Genomic DNA, 16,094 nt, shown 5'->3' on the forward strand with positions numbered 1-16,094 from the left:
AGTGAGAAAAAAGGCCCGCGCGCCGGGATGGGCACACGGGCCAGAAGGGGATGCCACGGGGAGGGATGGGCATCCCGGGGGACAGGGACAGAGACCGCCTGGGCCTCCTCGGCGGTCAACGGAGCCACGGAGACGGAAGTTCCGAGCGTTTTCAGGTCAAGTCCGCCCGCATGGAACGCACGCGGGCAAGGACGGCGCGGGGCTCGGTCCGGACCCGGAGTCCGACGGCGGGATGGCCGAGTGAGCCGCCCGTATCGGCGCCGGATCGCTCCTCACGCGGACCGCCGCCGTGACGCGCGGGAAGACCCGGGGATGGCCCTGCCCTAGCGGTGACCCACCCAGCCGCGGTCGTCGGTGAAGGCGCGGGCCGGGGAGATGTCGGCAGGAGCATAGTCCTCGGGCAGGTCCGAGAGCGGGGCGAGCGGCGCGGGAGACGCCGCAAGCAAGATATTGGCGCGACCGCGGCTGTTGACCGGACCCTGCACCGCCTCGACGTGGGGATAGAGCCCCGTCAGGATGGCGTGGACCCCCCCGGCGAGGCGTCCGTCCGGCCGGTCGATCAGGTTGACGTAGACCGGGCCGCCGACGATGGACTTCAGGCGGGCGAAGGTTTCCTCCGTCACGAGATGCGCCGGCACCGACCCCGACGAAAAGGCGTCCATCACCGCGGCGTCGAACCGGCGGTCGGTCTCGTTCAGATAGAGCCTGCCATCGGCGTGGATGATGGCGAGGCGACCCTCATCTTCCTGGGTGCCCGCAACGTATCCCGTGCGTTCGATCATCGCGGCCGCGCGCGGCAGATGGCGCTGCACCACCCGGGTCACCAGCGGGTCGATCTCGACCGCGACGGCCTCGGCCCCCGGCCGCTGCTCCAGAAGCCGCGTCGGCAGGGTGTAGCCGCCGCCGCCAATGAAGAGGACAGAGGGCGCAGGTCCGAGATCCCGGTCCATGCGCGCCCAGAGCCAGCTCGTGTAGCCGAGGGCGAGCGGCGGCGTGTCCGACTCGTCGCGGGCGAGGGGCGGCTCGGCTGCCTGCAGGGTGCGGTCGGAAAAGAGGCGGACCTCGCCGGGGACACGCTCGACATGGATGCAGGACAGGCCCGATTCGTACTGACAGGCCGCCCCGCCCGCGTAACCCGCGACGCCGATGAAGGCCGCCGCGGCCACCACCACGACGGGATGGATGCCGGAGGATTCCGCCGGGCGGCGGCGCAGCGCCAGCAGGCACAGGAGCGTGACGGCACCGCAGCCCGCGAAGGTCGCCGTCGAGCCGATCAGCGGGAGCGCGACGAAGCCCGCGAGAACCGCGCCGAAGATTGCGCCGAGGGACCCCGCGGCCAGAACCAGACCGAGTGAGGAGCCCTCGCGGCCGGGCCGGGCCTCTATCGCAAGCCTGGCCAGGAGCGGCGATGGCAGGGTGATGAGCACCGAGGCCGGGAAGAAGGTCAGCACCACGCTGAGCAGCATCCCGCCCGTGCCGCGCGCGCCCCAGTCGTAGAGAAGTCCGAGGACAGTGGGGGACAACGCCATCAGCACCGCGGTGGCCAGAAGGGCGGTGCGGACATGGGCGAGGGCGTCGGCGCGCTCTGCCAGAAGGCCGCCCAGCGCGCTGCCCAGCGAGAAGCCGGCGAGGACGGTGGCGATCACGGTCGTCCAGGTCACCAGCGAGGTGCCGAAGAACGGGGCGAGCACCCGGCCCGCGGCGATCTCGTAGGTCAGCCCGACGGCCGCGAGCACGAGGATGAGGAGGATCGTGATCCAGAACCGCATGTGAGCCTCCGCTGGCATCCCCGGCGACGGCGCCGCGCCCGCCCGTGCACGAGATGGCCCATAACAGCGGGCGGGCAAAGGATCGACCCGGCGATGCCGGCCGGAGACCGGAACCGGCCCGCCCTGCCGGCGTTTCCGGACGACCCCACAGACGAAAGACGGACCATGACCAGTGACCCGAAGATTCCGCCGCAGTCCCAGGACAGCATGCCCGCCGACGAATACCCGATGGAGCCCAGCCCCGATTACCGGCCGCGGCATCCGGGGACCGGCAAGCTGAAGGGCCAGGTGGCCCTCGTGACCGGGGGCGACAGCGGCATCGGCCGTGCCGTCGCGGTGCTCTATGCGCGCGAGGGCGCGAACCTCGCCATCGCCTATCTCGACGAGCACGAGGACGCGGAGGAGACGAAGCGGCTTGTCGAGGAGGAAGGCGGCGAGGCGCTGCTCATTCCGGGCGACCTCGGGCAGAAGGCGCAGGCGGAGGATGCGGTGGCAAAGACCGTGGAGCGGTTCGGCCAGCTCGACATTCTGGTGAACAACGCGGCGCAGCAGTTTCTCGACAAGGGGCTCGAGGATCTCGACGAGGAGACCCTGCGGCGCACCATGGACAGCAACGTCATGTCCTATTTCTTCTGCACCCAGGCCGCCCTGCCCCATCTGAAGGAGGGCGCGTCGATCATCTGCACGACCTCTGTCAACGCCTACAAGGGCAACGCGGCTCTGGTGGCCTATTCGACCACGCGGGGGGCGTCGCTCGCCTTTGCGCGCTCGATGTCCTCGGCGCTGGTGGACCGCGGCATCCGGGTGAACGCCGTGGCGCCGGGGCCGATCTGGACGCCGTTCATCCCGGGCTCGATGCCGCCCGAGCGGGTCGAGGATTTCGGCAGCGGCACGCCCATGGGCCGCGCCGGCCAGCCCTGGGAGGTGGCGACGGCCTACCTGTTCCTCGCCTCCTCGGACGGGTCCTATTACACCGGGCAGTGCCTGCATCCCAATGGCGGCAAGATCGTCAATGCCTAGGGAACTGCCGCCGAAGCGCGACGACTGGCCGCCGTTCCCCGTCATCTATCAGGTCTACCCGAGATCCTTCGCCGACACGACCGGATCGGGGACCGGCGACCTCGAGGGCATCCGCCGGGGGCTCGGGCATATCGCCGGGCTCGGGGCGGATGCCGTGTGGATCGGGCCGGTCTACCCCTCGCCCATGGTGGACGGGGGCTATGACGTGAAGGAGTATTGCGCCGTCGATCCGATGTTCGGCGGGCTCGACGATATCGACCGGATCATCGAGGAGGCCGGACAGCTCGGCCTGCGGGTGATGATGGACCTCGTCTTCAACCACACCTCGCGGGAGCATCCGTGGTTCCGCGCCTCGGAGAGGCGGGAGGACGGCAAGGACGACTGGTATTGCTGGGCCGACCCGGCCCCCGGGGGCGGCGCGCCCAACAACTGGCGCAGCTACTTCGGCCCGCCGGCCTGGACCTGGCACGAGGGCCGCCGGCAGTACTACCTCCATACCTTCCTCGCCGAGCAGCCGAAGCTGAACCTGCGCCACCCGGAGTTGCGGGCGGCGCTGAAGGACGTCTGCCGCTTCTGGTGCGACCGGGGGGTCAAGGGGTTCCGGATGGATGCGGTGACCTGCTATCTCCACGATCCGGAGCTGAAGGACAATCCGCCCGCCGCGCCCGAGGTGAAGGAGCGGATGGCCGGCCCCCCGGGCAGCGAGTACCGCGAGCAGGACCATCTCCACGACTTCCTGCCGGGGGACGGGGTCCCGTTCATGCGGGAGGTCCGGGACTGGGCCGGGGACGACAAGTACCTCCTCGGCGAGGTCAATTCCGGCAACAAGTCGGTGGAGCTGTCGACCATGCTGGTGGCGGAGGACCGGCTCGATTCCGCCTATGTGATCGACCTCGCGGCGCGGGGCATCACCGGCAGGGTGCTGGCCGATATGGTCGAGCGCGGCGCCTGCGACGAGGGGCTGGCATGGTGGCTGTCGAGCCACGACCAGCCGCGCCATGTGACCCGGGACGGCAACGGCTCGGAACGCGACGCGCGGATGTTCGCGCTGCTGCTGCTGGGGCTGCCGGGGCCGCTGATCCTCTACCAGGGCGAGGAACTGGGGCAGGTGCAGGCCGATCTGCGCCGGGACCAGGTCACCGATCCGTTCGACCTGCGCTACTGGCCGAATCCGCCCGGGCGCGACGCGGCGCGCGTGCCGCTGGCCTGGACCGCCGAGGCACCGGGCTACGGCTTCACCGAGGGACGGCCCTGGCTGCCCATGGACACGCTGGGTCCGCCGCGGTCCGTGGACGCGCAGGACGGCGCGGGGCGGTCGGTGCTGGAGACCTACCGCACGGCGCTCGGGCTGAGGAAGGCGCGGGGTATGGCCGAGGGCTCGACCGAGGTGCTGGAGGCCGAGGAGGCGTGGTTCGTCGCGCGGATCAACATGCCCCGGGGCGGCGAGCCGACGCTCGTGGTGCTGAACCTCTCGCATGAGGACCGGGCGTGGCACGGGCTCGACGACGACGGGGGCCGCATGCTGCTGGCCTCGGACGGGGCGGAGGCGCTGGGCAAGGTGCCGCGCCGGTCGGCCTTGTGGTTCGGCAAGGGCGAGGGCGCCTGAGGACGGCCGGAACCCGGCCGGTCCGCAAACTTTCGCGGAACCTCCGGACGCGGGGGCCCGACCGTCAGATCAGGAGGATCAGGACGACCACCGCCGCGACCGCTGCGGCCCCGAGCGCGAGGCGGATGGCCGGCGTCATGGCCACGGGCCGGTCGGCGTTCTGCTCGGCGATCGACTGCCGCACCGGGTCGTCCTGGGCGCTGACGGGACGATCCGTCCGCCCCGGCCGGGCGGACGGCCCGGTCCGGATCGGATCGGCGCCGCCGCCCCGCTCCTGGCTCGCGGGCGCGACACGGCCGGAGGGACCGACGGTGAAATCGGCCTTGGTCGGGCGCCGGCGGTCGGAACGCCGGTCGTCGTGTCGGAGGGGGGTCTGTCGTTTCGGGCTCGCCATGACTGGCTCCTTCGGGAACTGCGTCTGTTGCCGGGTCAGTGCGGCGGCGGGTGTTGTGTTCCGGCCTGCGTCGCACTGTCCCGAGGAACATCAGGCCCCTGCCCCGGTTGATCCCGCGCTTCCCCGACTCCTCCGTCCAGGAAAGGTTCGCCCATGCTCCGCGCCGTTCTCGCGTCCCTCGTCCTGATCGTGGCGCTCGGGCTGGTGACGGTCTGGGCCGTCGCCCGGCCGGGCAGCGCGCTCGATCTGCCGGGACGGCTGGCGGAAATGGCGGCGCCCCGTCTGCAACAGTTCGCCGCCTGGTACGACGCGGGACCGGCCGATGGCCGTCCCGACTGGGAGGAGCAGAGCAGGCTGGTGCTGAACGGCGATCCCGTGGCCGGACGGGCGGTGATCGACTCCCATGGCTGCGGCACCTGCCACGCGATCCCGGGCCTGCCGCGCGCCAATGGCAGCGTCGGGCCGTCCCTCGCGGGGCTGAAGGACCGGTCCTACATCGCGGGCGTTCTGTCGAACCGGCCGGGCGAGCTGATCGACTGGCTGATGGACCCGCCCGCCTTTTCCCCGATGACGGCGATGCCCGATCTGGGCCTGACCGAGGCCGAGGCGCGGGATGCGGCGGCCTATCTCTATGCCATGGACCGCTGAGCAAGGCGGAACCGCCGGGCGGCCCTGCCGGTTCTTCCGGTACCGCATGACAGGAGACCGACATGGCCACCGAGAGCGACAGGGGGCGGGACAGCCGCCGGCCGACCCAGATGCCCCGGGAGGGCTGGAAGGACATCCTGGCCCGCACCGGGCGCCGGATCGGCGAGGATCATGTAAGCGTCATGGCCGGGGGCATCGCCTTCTTCGGGCTGGTGGCGTTGGTGCCGGCGCTGGCGGCGGTGATCTCGATCGCGGGGATTCTCTACGAGCCCGGCGTGGTGACCGAGCAGATCGCGCAGGCGGGGGCGTTCCTGCCCCAGGACGTCGTGGACATCCTGCAGAGCCAGGCCGCGGGCATCGCATCGCGCACCGGCGGGGGACTCGGGCTTGCCGCGCTCGCCGGTCTGCTGCTGAGCCTCTATTCGGCCTCGCGAGGTGTGAACAACCTGATCGAGGGGATCAATCTCGCTTACAACGAGAACGAGACCCGCGGGCTCGTCCTGCGCAATCTGGTGGCGCTGGCGCTCACGCTTCTTCTGGCCACGCTGGCGATCCTTGCCATGGGCGCGCTGGTGCTGACGCCGGCTCTGCTGTCGGTCTTCGGTTTCACCGGGAATGTCGAACTGCTGGTGACGCTGGGCAGCTACGTCCTGCTGGCGCTGGCCTTCATGGTGTCGCTGGGCGTGATCTATCGTTATGCGCCCGCGCGCCGGCCGGCGAAGTGGAGCTGGGTCAGCCTCGGCGCGGTCTGCGCAACGGCGGCCTGGCTGGCGGCATCGGCGCTGTTCTCGGTCTACGTGACCAACTTCGGCAGCTACAACGAGACATATGGCGCGCTGGGCGGGGTCATCATCCTGCTGCTCTGGCTGTGGATCTCCTGCTTCGTGGTCCTTCTTGGCGCGCAGCTGAACGCCGAGACGGAGCACCAGACCGCGCGCGACACGACACGCGGACCCGACCGCCCCATGGGGGAGCGGGGAGCCTATATGGCGGATACGCTGGGAGCGGGACGCGGCGAGGACAAGACGGGCTGAGCGTCCGCCTCACATCTTGAGCGTCTCCGTGGAGGAGAAGAACATCGCCTGGCTGACCGCCGACATCACCTGGGATGGCGAATACGGCTTGGCGATCATGAAGGCGGGCTCGTGCCGTTCGCCGGTCAGCAGCCGTTCGGGATAGGCGGTGATGAAGATCACCGGCATGTCGGAGAAGCTCGCAAGGATGCGGTTCACGGCGTCGATGCCGCTCGAGCCGTCCGCGAGACGGATGTCGGCGAGGACGAGGTCCGGGCGGTCGGCGGCACAGATCCGCACCGCCTCGTCGGCCGTGGTCGCCACGCCTGTGACGCGGTGGCCCATGTGCTCGACGATCTCCTCGATATCCATGGCGATGACGCTTTCGTCCTCGATCACCAGGACGCTGCCCTTGATCGCGGCGTACATCTCGCGGCGGGCAACGTCGACGAGATGGCTCGCCTCGGCGGGTGTGATGCCGAGGATGCGGGCGACCTCATCGAGGGTGAAATCCTCCACCGTGTGCAGGAGCATGGCCTCGCAGGAGCGGGGCGTGAGGCGCGAGAGATGGGCGAGCGCCCGGCCCCGGGGGCCGTCGGGGGTGTCGCCGGTCGCGTCGGGCGACAGGCGCTGGTTCGGCGGTGCGGCCTCCCAGATGTCGTAGAAGACGGCGAAGAGCGCGCCGCGGCCCTCGATGCCCTGCGCGGACAGCCGCGAAGGATCGGCGAGGATCGCCTCCAGCGTCTCGGCGGCGAAGCGGTCGCCGGCGGCCTGCGAACCCGTCAGCGCGCGCGCATGGCGGCGCAGGAACGGAAGACCTGTGCCGACCCGTTCCGCAAGTGACCCGCCCGGTGGCGTTGGTATCCGGTCAGCAGTCATCACAGCCCCCCCTCGAGAAATTCAGTTTCGCAGGAACAAACCTTGGCGGGCGGGTTTGTTCCGCATGACCGGGGCGCGGGCAGTGCGCACGGCAAACAGGGGCGAGGACATGCCGACCGACCATGAGAAACGGACGCCCGGGCGGGCGATGATGGAAGCTCAGATCGACGAGAACCTGCGGAAGATCTTCGAGGAGGATCTGAAGGACGACGTACCCGAGCATCTGCGCGCGCTGGTCGCGCGGCTCGGGGAGACCGAGCGGGGCCCCCAGCCGAAGACAGGGGGGCTCGCCGAACAGAACCACGACGATTCGGAGGAAGCGGACAGATGATCGACGCCCATTCCGGCACGCCCCTGGACGATCTGACCGACACCCGGCCCGCCGCGGGACGGCGTGACGACGCCCCGGGCGCGGTTTCCGGGCCCTCTCCCGCCCCCGGGATCTCCCCCGAGCCGGGCGAGCCCGCGCCGGCGCAGGCGAAGCGGCCGGAACCCGGAGAGGTGAACACGACCGATCCCGAGGTCGCCGAGCGGGTCCGTGCCGACATGATGGCCAATCTGAAGGTTCTCAGGGCCTTCGCCATCAGCCTGACGCGGAACGGTGCGACGGCGGACGATCTGGTGCAGGAGACCGTGCTGAAAGCCTGGTCCAACCTCCACCGGTTCCAGCCTGGAACCAACATGCGGGCCTGGCTTTTCACCATCCTGCGCAACACCTTCTATTCCGACTGCCGCAAGGCCGGGCGAGAGGTGTCCGACAGCGACGGGGAGATCGCGGGGCAACTCGCCAGCAAGCCCTCCCATGACGGGCACCTGAACCTGCGGGATTTCCGCACGGCCTTCGCAAAGCTGCCCGACGAGCAGCGCGAGGTGCTGATCCTCGTGGGCGCCATGGGCTATGCCTATGACGAGGCGGCGGACATGTGCGGCGTGAAGATCGGCACGATCAAGAGCCGGCTCAACCGGGGTCGCGAAAGACTTGCCGCGCTGATGGAGCTGGACCCGAGCGAAACCATGGAACTGACCGACCGCGTCACCGCGAGCGTCCTGTCCGAGCAGGGCCACAAGGCCGTCTGATGCCCTCTGGCGGAGACGCCGGACGCAGCGCGTCCCCCGCAGCGGGGTCGCGCCGCCGGATGTGGCGCCTGGGACGGCGGCTGCGCGTGGCGCGTCGGAGGATGTGGGCGAGCCTGTCGCTGCGGCTCGCGGTGATGCTGTCGCTGGCGCTCGTCCCGCTGGGCCTCATCGCGATCAGCCAGACCACAGAGCTCCGCGAGCGATACGATCGGGTCAGCGAGCTGAACCTGCGGGTCAGCGCCGAGGCGCTGGCCCGGCAGGAGGGCATGGCCATCGAGACCGCCCTCGGAGCCGCCGAGGCGCTGGCCAGCACCTATCTGCCGCTGGCCGCCCCGGCGGCGGTCTGCAGCGACGCCCTGCGACGGCTCAAGGGGCGGCTGGGTCAGCGGGTCGTCTTCATCGGGTTCATCCCTGTCGACGGGATGATGACCTGCGGCACCGACGGGGCGCCGCACGATTTCTCCACCTTCCCCGGCTTCGACGCGCACATGACCCGGCGGACGCTGTTCGTGACCTCGACCGAGGAGTCCCGGATCAGCCGAACGCGGGTGATCACGGTGCACAGCCCGATCTGGACGGAAACGGAGGAATTCCGGGGTTACGCGAGTGTCGCGCTGGCGACGGAGGACCTGATCGAAGGCTGCTGTCCGGACGCGACGGTCGCGGAACCGATACTCGATTATGTGCTCCTCGACCGGAACGGGGCGCTTCTCGACGCGTCGCGCGAGATGGCGGCCGTGGACGCGATCCTGCCGGGGGAAGAGGAAAGGGCGGAGGTGCTGGCGCGACCGCCGGAGGAGACCTTCGTGGCGCGCACGGCCAGCGGCGAGACCAGACGGTTTTCGGTCGCGGAGGTCGTGCCGATGCAGGTCTTTCTTGTGGGCTCGGTTCCCATAGGACTTCCGACCCGACTCGACCAACTGATGCCGCCCAACATCTATCCCGTGCTCATGTGGCTCATCAGCCTCGCGCTGGTCTTTGCCGTGGTGGAGGGCTCTCTCGTGGCGCCGGTACGGGCGATGGCGGACCGGATGCGCGAGTTCGGGGACACGCGCGAACTCCGCCCCCCTTCGGCGACCGTCGCGGCGATGCCGCTGGAGCTGCGGCGGATCGAGACCGCCTTTGCGGAAACCGCGGCGCGGCTGGTGCAGGAGGAAGCGCAGCTTGCCGACACGCTGCACGACAAGGAGGTGCTGCTGAAGGAGGTGCACCACCGGGTGAAGAACAACCTCCAGATGGTGTCCTCGATCCTCAACATGCAGATGCGCGAGGCCGGCGATCCCGCGATCGAGACTGTCCTCGGCAAGGCGGCGGGCCGGATCGCGAGTCTCGCGGCGGTGCACCGACAGGTCTATTCGGCGGATCGCACCGGCGCGGTGGGGGCGGACGAGCTGCTGCGGGAGATCGTCCTGCCGCTGTCGCAGACCCTGATGTCGGACTGGCCCGCAGGGGAACGGCCGGGGCTCAGGCTCGACCTCGCGCCGATCCGGCTGACCCCGGATCAGGCGATGCCCGCCGCGATGTTCGTGGTCGAGGCCCTGCCCTACCTGCTGGCGGAGGCGCAGCCCGACGCGGACGGCGCGCGCTGGGTTCTCGTGCGCGCCACGGACAGCCCCCCGGTCTGGGAGGGGGACATGGCCGATGTCTGGATCGAGGTGCGCCGGTCCGGTCCGGCGAGGAGCGAGGCGGACGAGGCCTCTGGGCTCGGACTGCGGCTGATCCGGGGCTTCGCGCGGCAGCTTCAGGGGGAGGTCCACGAGGGCCGGACGGAGCATGGACACGGCCTTGCGCTGCGGTTCCGGGCGATGCCCTTCTCCGATGCGCCGCCGGAGATCGGGGTCTGAAGCCGCGGCGGCGTCAGCTCGCGCGGGTTCGCGGGGAACATCGCCGCCCATGGCCCGTTCGCCCGCAACATGAAGCAACTGGCGGTGGCCGAATCCCGAAGTGTGCCCGGCCGCCCAAGACCGAGGCACCGAGCAATGCTGATCGATTATATTGTCATGAGTGGTGCCCTGCTGGGCGGGGGCAGTGCGCTGGGTCTGCTGATCCTGAACCGGCCGGGCGACGATCCTCCAGGGGACGGCAGTCCCGAGACCAAGAGTGACCAACAGGACCGGAACTCGTCGGGATGACGGGGCGGAGACACCTTCCCGCCCCGCCGGCACGCGCGGGTTTCGGCGCCGTGCGCCATGGCGAGTGATCCGGACGACAGGACTACGGCCGGGGCAGGCCGAGGCGCGGCACGGCTCGAGCCGCTGATCCGCTGGCTGCTCGCGCCGGTGGCGCTCGTGGTGACCGGGTTGGCGCTGCACGCGATGACGCCGGTGCTGGTGCCGCTCGTCTTCGGCGTGATGATCGCGCTGATCGTCTCTCCCATCGACCGGGCCATCGCGGAACGCCTGCCGCAGAGCCTCGAATGGCTGGGCCGGATCGCGATCATGCTGATCCTGTTCCTGCTGCTCGCGCTCTTCATTCTGGGCATCATCTACTGCGCCGAGCAGCTGATGGAGCAGATCCCGTCGATCTCCACGGCGACGGAGGAACTGATGCAGGGGGATCTCGCCGGATTGATGTCGGAGATGGAGAGCGAGGGGGACGGCGAGTCGAACGGGACGATATCGTGGCTGTCCTCCTTTCTCGGAAGCGGGAGCAGCGCTCTGGGCAGTTGGGTCGTCGAGACCGCAGGAGCGGTGACGCAGCGCGTGCTGCGGGCCACGGGGACGATGATCGCCGGGACGTTCCTCGTGGTGTTCTTCGTGCTGCTGCTGCTGGCGGAGGCGCGCACCTGGGATGCGAAGCTCTGCGAGATCGCGCGGGAGGGACAGGAGACCTCCTGGCAGTCGGCGGTGGCCACGACGGCGGGCAAGCTGCGCCGCTGGCTGATCGTGCGCACCGGCGTGGGGATCCTCTCGGCCGGGCTCTACGCGGGCTGGCTCTGGCTTTTCGGTATCGACCTGCTGCCGGTCTGGGCGCTGCTGACGTTCCTGCTGACCTTCATTCCGAACATCGGGTCGGTGATCTCGGGGGTGCTGCCGACGGTCTATGCGCTGCTGACCCGGGATCTTGGCACGGCGGCGGCGGTGGGGGCGGGGCTGTTCGTCATCGAGCAGGCGATCGGAAGCTGGCTCGATCCGCGCATCCAGGGCCGGCAGATCGCGATCTCGCCGGTGGTGATCTTCGCGGCCCTGCTGATCTGGAGCTGGATCTGGGGCATCGCGGGGGCGCTCCTGTCGACGCCGATGACGATCGCGGCGATGGTTCTGGCGGCCCATGTGGAGCCCCTGAGGAAGATCGCGCTGCTGCTGAGCGACCAGCCGAACCTCGAGGCGCTGGACCGGTCCCTGGCGCGGTAGGGCAAGGGCGTCCACACGTGGACGCATGGTCAGGTATCTGACATTGAACGGAAATCCCGAGAACGGCCCCGCGGGACGATGGGGTTACGAGATGTCAGGGAGTCCGTGCGGGGGGGCTCGAGGCATGCCGGGCGGAAGCCCACCCTGCGGAGAGGGCCGATGGGGGCAGGCCTGCGCGGCCCCGGGGGCATGCGGGTCAGGCGGCGAGGCCCATCAGGACGGAGGCGAGCACCAGGAGCAGGAAAAGGCCGATGGCGAGGGCCACGGCGCGGCGGCTCTTCCGGCGGCGGCCGGTGTCGGGCAGCGTCGCGGGCCGGCTCTGGCGGCCGGCGTCGCCGGGTCCGGCGCGGACGTCGGCAGGATCGCGTCCGGGGTCGGAGACCGATTGCCGGCGCGGTTCGGGCGCGGGTTCGGCGCGGTTCTCCAGCGGCACGATGGTGGCGGTCTCGCGGTCGGGACCGGCGGCCTCTCCGGGACCGGCGCGGCGCTCCGGCGGCGTCTCGCGGCCCCGCGTCACCTCGTCCATGTGGGCATGGGGGCGGATCGCCCCGGGGTCCTTGCGCTCGTGTCCGTGGTCGGCCATCGCCGTTGTCCTTTCCGTGGGAATGCGCGCGGAAGCGGCGTCGGCGGGTCAATGCAGGGGGCTTCCGGCTGTTCCCCGGTTCCGGCCGCGCCCCGGCCGCCGCGGAACATCGCGCGCGGCCTTCCGTTGCGCCCGAGACCCAAAGGACAAAGGAGGTTCCCATGTCCCGCAGCGTCCTGCCAGCCAGAATCCTCGGCGGCGCGAGCACGGTCGCCCTGTGTCTCGGCCTTTCGGTCGCGGCGCCCGCACCGGTCGACGCGCAGACGCCCGGCAGCTTTCCGCAGGGTTTCGAGGAGATGGTCGCGGAGCAGCTTCCGGCCGTGGTGGGCATCCTCGCCACGCGGCCCGCGCCGGACACCGCCTCGACGGTGGCGCCGCAGCTGCCGCCGGGGCTGGAGGAGTTCTTCGGCCAGGCGCCGGGCACCGTTCCGCCGCCCGGTGCGGCCCCGCCGCCCGGACCGCTGCGCGCGGCGGGCTCTGGCTTCATCGTCTCGGCGGACGGCTTCGTCGTCACCAACAACCACGTCATCGCGGGGTCCGAGACGGTGGAAGTGGTGCTCGAGGACGAGCGCCGGTTCGATGCCGAGATCGTGGGTGCCGACCCCGCCACGGATATCGCGCTGCTGAAGGTGACTGCCGACGAGGACCTGCCCGTGGTCGACTGGGGCGACTCCGAGGAGTTGCGGATCGGTCAGTGGGTCGTCGCGATCGGCAATCCGTTCGGCCTTGGCGGCACGGTGACCGCGGGCATCCTCTCGGCGCGCTCGCGGGACATCAACGCGGGGCCCTATGACGATTTCCTGCAGACCGACGCGGCGATCAACTCGGGCAATTCCGGCGGGCCGCTGTTCAACGCGGGCGGCGAGGTCATCGGCGTGAACACGGCAATCTTCTCGCCTTCGGGCGGGAACGTCGGCATCGGCTTCGCCGTGCCGTCGCAGGTGGCGCGCAACGTCGTGGAGGATCTCCGGGACGACGGCGTGGTCGAGCGCGGCTATCTCGGCGTGCAGATCCAGCCGGTGAGCGCGGACCTGGCCGAGGCGCTGGGTCTGGAGACCGAAGGGGACGAGACGGCGCCGGGCGCGCTGGTGGCCAACGTGACCGAGGGCGGTCCTGCCGCGGAGGCGGGGCTCGAGGCGGGCGACGTCGTGACCGCCGTCGCCGGAACGGAAATCGCCACGCCCAGGGACCTCACCTTCGAGGTGGCCGAACTCGAGGTCGGCGAGACGGTGTCGCTGACCATCGTCCGGGACGGCGAGACCCAGGAGCTGGATGTGGAGATCGGCGCCCAGCCCGCCACGCTCTTCGGCGCAGCGGCGGAACCCGAGGCGGAGGCCGAGGCCGAGGCCGGGCCGATGCTCGGCGTCACGGTGGCACCCGTGACCGCGGAGCTGCGCGCGACGCTGGGGCTTCCGGATGACCTCGAGGGGCTCGCGATCTCCTCGGTGGCGCCCGGGTCGGCCGCGGCTGATGCGGGCCTGCGTCCCCGAGACGTGATCGCGGAGGCCGCGGGGGAGCCGGTCAGGGCGGTCGAGGACCTGCGCGCCGCGGCGGCGGAGGCCGAGGGTGACGGACGGCCGCTGCTGCTTCGGGTCTGGAGCCGGGGGAGCTACGGGTTCCGCGCCGTGTCCTTCGCCCCCGGCGCGGACTGATCCCCTGGGGACCGCCGGGCACCCCTCCGGCGGTCCTACCGGACACCGGGGTCACCTCAAAGAAAAGGCGTTATTGTACTTGCCGTACCCGGATGGTCTGTGATGCCTGACCGGGAAGCGTTAAGAGACTTCGGCCTCCAAGACTTCAATTGCTTCGTGGAGTTTGCGCGAGAACGCGCGAAGGAAATGAAGGACGTTCTCTCCGTCAAGCGGTGGAGTTTTGTCAAAGGCTACATAAACCTTGACGTCCTCATTTGTCTGCACGTCCGAAGCAATTGGGACGGTCATGACTACTGTCTCCTGCTTCATTTTCTTCCAGCCTCTGTCCGGAAGAACTGCAAACATCTGCCCCTTCTCTCCATTGAGAATGATCGACCCCTTAAGACCGACAGAATGGGGCAAGAGGGCAAGTGTCACCCCAACCGAGTGCTTTCTATTGGCTACCTTGGAAAGGCTTCTGCAAATGTCGTCTGCGGTCGCGTGAAGTTGTCCAGTGCCGTGTGGTTTAAGGCTTTGGAAAGCTCTGTGGAGTTCAACAGGGATTTTCGAACTCTTCCCGGTCAGTCTTTTTTCAACCCCATCCGGGGAGTCGGCCCAAGGGAAATAGATGACATCTTTGTCTCTGATTCTGGTATTGAGCGCTCGCGCAGCCGCTCACGCAACCTGATCGAAACCGTGCTTAAAATTGACAGCGCTTCCGTGGCTCGTCGCTCCACGAAGTCTTCGGGAAACGGGGTGACTTGAACATACTTGATGTTCTGCTGCCCGGCATCGAAATCCATCTCGACGGCTCTTCGGTAAGGTGCACTAGAGAAATATCGGGCGAGTTCGCCTTCCAACTCATCGACTGCACTGTCGCCGAAAGCGAGTGTCTTCTTCGGTCTTTCGAAAAATGACCCCACGCCGAACAACTCCAGCTATTTGTCGTCTTGATCCAATGAAATGCGCCTCATCACCTGTTCAAATCTTTCTTCGGCCTCGGTGGGGCTTAGTTCGCCAGCGTCGATCATATCGCGCACGGCCTTTTCGAACCTCTTGGCCTGCTCCGTCGCATTTTCCTTGTTCTGCTTCTTTGCCATCACGCACCAATCGTTTCATAGGTGAGGCGCTTGCCGACGATGCCGGTAAGGGCAATATCGGCCCGCAGCTTGTCGTCAATGTCCTTGGCGCTCCGGTTGTTATACCGAAAGTCGAACTCTGCGAGATAACGATGCAGGTGCTTTTTGGCGCAGTGCTGGTAGGTTCCCTTCATGCCGCGTTTGAAGATGCTGAAATAGCCTTCGATGGTGTTGGTGTGCGCATCGCCGCGAACGTACTCGCCCTTGCCGTGACGCACGATGCCGTGACTGGAAAACTCGCGCCCGATGTGCAGGTAGTGGCCTGCTTCATCGGTCATGAGATGCGCTTCCTTAGCGATGTTTTCGCGGATGATAGGCTCGACGGTATCGGGCTTGAGATCATCCCCGACAACCGAACGGGCCTTGCCCTGTTCACGGTCCACGAGGCTCAGAACTTTCATCTTGTGGTGATAGGCGCGGCGAACTTCCTTGCCCGGCTCACGACCGATGAAAGTTTCGTCGGCTTCTACGGGCCCGCCATTGCCGCCGAAGGGAGCGAGGTCGCCATCGCGCATTGCCTCACGGATACGGTGCGACATGAACCACGCGGTCTTGAGGGTCACGCCCAGGACGCGATGAAGCTGGTTGCTGCTGATGCCCTTCTTGCTGGCGCATATCAGGTAGATCGCCTGCAACCAAATGTGCATGGGGACGTGACTGCTTTCGAAGATGGTCCCAACCTTTACGGTAAAGGGCTTGCGGCACTTGTAGCACTTGTAGGTGCCGATCCGGGTAGACTCGCCGCCCATCTTGGACACTCGTTCGCGCTCGCCGCACTTGGGGCAGGTTGCGCCATGCGGCCAAACCCGCGCCTCTACATAAGCATAGGCAGCTTCTTCGTCGTGAAACTCAGGGCGGGACAGGATCGACATGGCTTGTACCTCTTCTGCCCCTCAAGTATGGGCTTTCCAAATGGGTACGTCAAGTATAATATCGCCAAAGAAAAAGGCCGCCGGAATGATCCGGCGGCCCCGTCTCTCGG

General features: G+C 68.7%; 18 protein-coding genes. 10 read left to right on the forward strand and 8 right to left on the reverse strand.

Annotated features, from left to right (window positions below):
- Positions 1 to 323: 323 nt before the first annotated feature.
- Complete coding sequence (locus EAT49_RS05470; protein ID WP_185020656.1) at positions 324 to 1,769, reverse strand: fused MFS/spermidine synthase; 1,446 nt, start codon at positions 1,767 to 1,769, stop codon at positions 324 to 326.
- A 165-nt stretch (positions 1,770 to 1,934) separates the two neighbouring features.
- Here EAT49_RS05470 and EAT49_RS05475 point away from each other — a divergent pair, with 165 nt between their 5' ends.
- Complete coding sequence (locus EAT49_RS05475) at positions 1,935 to 2,789, forward strand: SDR family oxidoreductase (protein ID WP_123641277.1); 855 nt, start codon at positions 1,935 to 1,937, stop codon at positions 2,787 to 2,789.
- Entirely contained in the window at positions 2,782 to 4,395 is a 1,614-nt protein-coding gene (locus EAT49_RS05480; RefSeq protein ID WP_185020657.1) for an alpha-amylase family glycosyl hydrolase, read from the forward strand. Before EAT49_RS05475 ends, EAT49_RS05480 begins: the two co-directional genes overlap by 8 nt.
- A gap of 64 nt (positions 4,396 to 4,459) precedes the next feature.
- On the opposite strand, the gene EAT49_RS05485 is transcribed toward EAT49_RS05480, so the two are convergent.
- Positions 4,460 to 4,789, reverse strand: a complete 330-nt coding sequence (locus tag EAT49_RS05485) for a hypothetical protein (RefSeq protein ID WP_123641279.1) — start codon at positions 4,787 to 4,789, stop codon at positions 4,460 to 4,462.
- 153 nt (positions 4,790 to 4,942) lie between these two features.
- On the opposite strand from EAT49_RS05485, the gene EAT49_RS05490 reads away from it, so the two are divergent.
- A complete protein-coding gene (locus tag EAT49_RS05490) occupies positions 4,943 to 5,437 on the forward strand; it encodes a c-type cytochrome (RefSeq protein WP_221181433.1) in 495 nt (164 codons plus the stop codon).
- A 62-nt stretch (positions 5,438 to 5,499) separates the two neighbouring features.
- Positions 5,500 to 6,471 carry a YihY/virulence factor BrkB family protein gene (locus EAT49_RS05495; protein WP_123641280.1) on the forward strand — a complete coding sequence of 324 codons (972 nt, stop codon included), beginning with the start codon at positions 5,500 to 5,502 and terminating at the stop codon, positions 6,469 to 6,471.
- A 9-nt stretch (positions 6,472 to 6,480) separates the two neighbouring features.
- On the opposite strand, the gene EAT49_RS05500 is transcribed toward EAT49_RS05495, so the two are convergent.
- Positions 6,481 to 7,329, reverse strand: a complete 849-nt coding sequence (locus EAT49_RS05500; RefSeq protein ID WP_123641281.1) for a response regulator — start codon at positions 7,327 to 7,329, stop codon at positions 6,481 to 6,483.
- A gap of 109 nt (positions 7,330 to 7,438) precedes the next feature.
- Between EAT49_RS05500 and EAT49_RS05505 the strand changes: the two genes are divergently transcribed.
- The 5 genes from EAT49_RS05505 (at position 7,439) to EAT49_RS05520 (ending at position 11,759) form a co-directional block, all read left to right on the forward strand.
- Positions 7,439 to 7,660, forward strand: a complete 222-nt coding sequence (locus tag EAT49_RS05505) for a NepR family anti-sigma factor (RefSeq protein WP_123641282.1) — start codon at positions 7,439 to 7,441, stop codon at positions 7,658 to 7,660.
- A 170-nt stretch (positions 7,661 to 7,830) separates the two neighbouring features.
- Positions 7,831 to 8,406, forward strand: coding sequence for an RNA polymerase sigma factor (locus tag EAT49_RS05510; RefSeq protein ID WP_281274724.1), 576 nt, complete (start codon positions 7,831 to 7,833; stop codon positions 8,404 to 8,406).
- A gap of 86 nt (positions 8,407 to 8,492) precedes the next feature.
- A complete protein-coding gene (locus EAT49_RS05515; protein WP_185020658.1) occupies positions 8,493 to 10,250 on the forward strand; it encodes a sensor histidine kinase in 1,758 nt (585 codons plus the stop codon).
- A gap of 135 nt (positions 10,251 to 10,385) precedes the next feature.
- The gene (locus tag EAT49_RS21075) at positions 10,386 to 10,538 is read left to right on the forward strand and encodes a hypothetical protein (protein WP_185020659.1); all 153 of its coding nucleotides are present in this window, start codon (positions 10,386 to 10,388) and stop codon (positions 10,536 to 10,538) included.
- A gap of 57 nt (positions 10,539 to 10,595) precedes the next feature.
- The gene (locus tag EAT49_RS05520) at positions 10,596 to 11,759 is read left to right on the forward strand and encodes an AI-2E family transporter (RefSeq protein WP_123641285.1); all 1,164 of its coding nucleotides are present in this window, start codon (positions 10,596 to 10,598) and stop codon (positions 11,757 to 11,759) included.
- A gap of 196 nt (positions 11,760 to 11,955) precedes the next feature.
- On the opposite strand, the gene EAT49_RS05525 is transcribed toward EAT49_RS05520, so the two are convergent.
- On the reverse strand, positions 11,956 to 12,342 hold the full coding sequence (locus EAT49_RS05525) for a hypothetical protein (protein WP_123641286.1): 387 nt from the start codon (positions 12,340 to 12,342) through the stop codon (positions 11,956 to 11,958).
- A 161-nt stretch (positions 12,343 to 12,503) separates the two neighbouring features.
- Between EAT49_RS05525 and EAT49_RS05530 the strand changes: the two genes are divergently transcribed.
- Positions 12,504 to 13,994, forward strand: coding sequence for a Do family serine endopeptidase (locus EAT49_RS05530; RefSeq protein ID WP_123641287.1), 1,491 nt, complete (start codon positions 12,504 to 12,506; stop codon positions 13,992 to 13,994).
- 120 nt (positions 13,995 to 14,114) lie between these two features.
- Here the strand turns inward: EAT49_RS05530 and EAT49_RS05535 are convergent, their stop codons facing one another.
- From EAT49_RS05535 to EAT49_RS05545, 4 genes are all read right to left on the reverse strand, one after another.
- Positions 14,115 to 14,339: a hypothetical protein gene (locus tag EAT49_RS05535; RefSeq protein WP_185020660.1), complete on the reverse strand. Its 225-nt coding sequence runs from the start codon at positions 14,337 to 14,339 to the stop codon at positions 14,115 to 14,117.
- 215 nt (positions 14,340 to 14,554) lie between these two features.
- Positions 14,555 to 14,776 carry a hypothetical protein gene (locus tag EAT49_RS05540; protein WP_123641289.1) on the reverse strand — a complete coding sequence of 74 codons (222 nt, stop codon included), beginning with the start codon at positions 14,774 to 14,776 and terminating at the stop codon, positions 14,555 to 14,557.
- A 135-nt stretch (positions 14,777 to 14,911) separates the two neighbouring features.
- Positions 14,912 to 15,073, reverse strand: a complete 162-nt coding sequence (locus EAT49_RS21080; protein WP_185020661.1) for a hypothetical protein — start codon at positions 15,071 to 15,073, stop codon at positions 14,912 to 14,914.
- Positions 15,073 to 15,984 carry an IS1595 family transposase gene (locus tag EAT49_RS05545; RefSeq protein ID WP_123641290.1) on the reverse strand — a complete coding sequence of 304 codons (912 nt, stop codon included), beginning with the start codon at positions 15,982 to 15,984 and terminating at the stop codon, positions 15,073 to 15,075. Before EAT49_RS05545 ends, EAT49_RS21080 begins: the two co-directional genes overlap by 1 nt.
- Positions 15,985 to 16,094: the final 110 nt, after the last annotated feature.

Origin of the sequence: Histidinibacterium lentulum, from assembly GCF_003789055.1 — a bacterium.
In the GTDB taxonomy this organism is placed as follows: domain Bacteria; phylum Pseudomonadota; class Alphaproteobacteria; order Rhodobacterales; family Rhodobacteraceae; genus Oceanicola; species Oceanicola lentulus.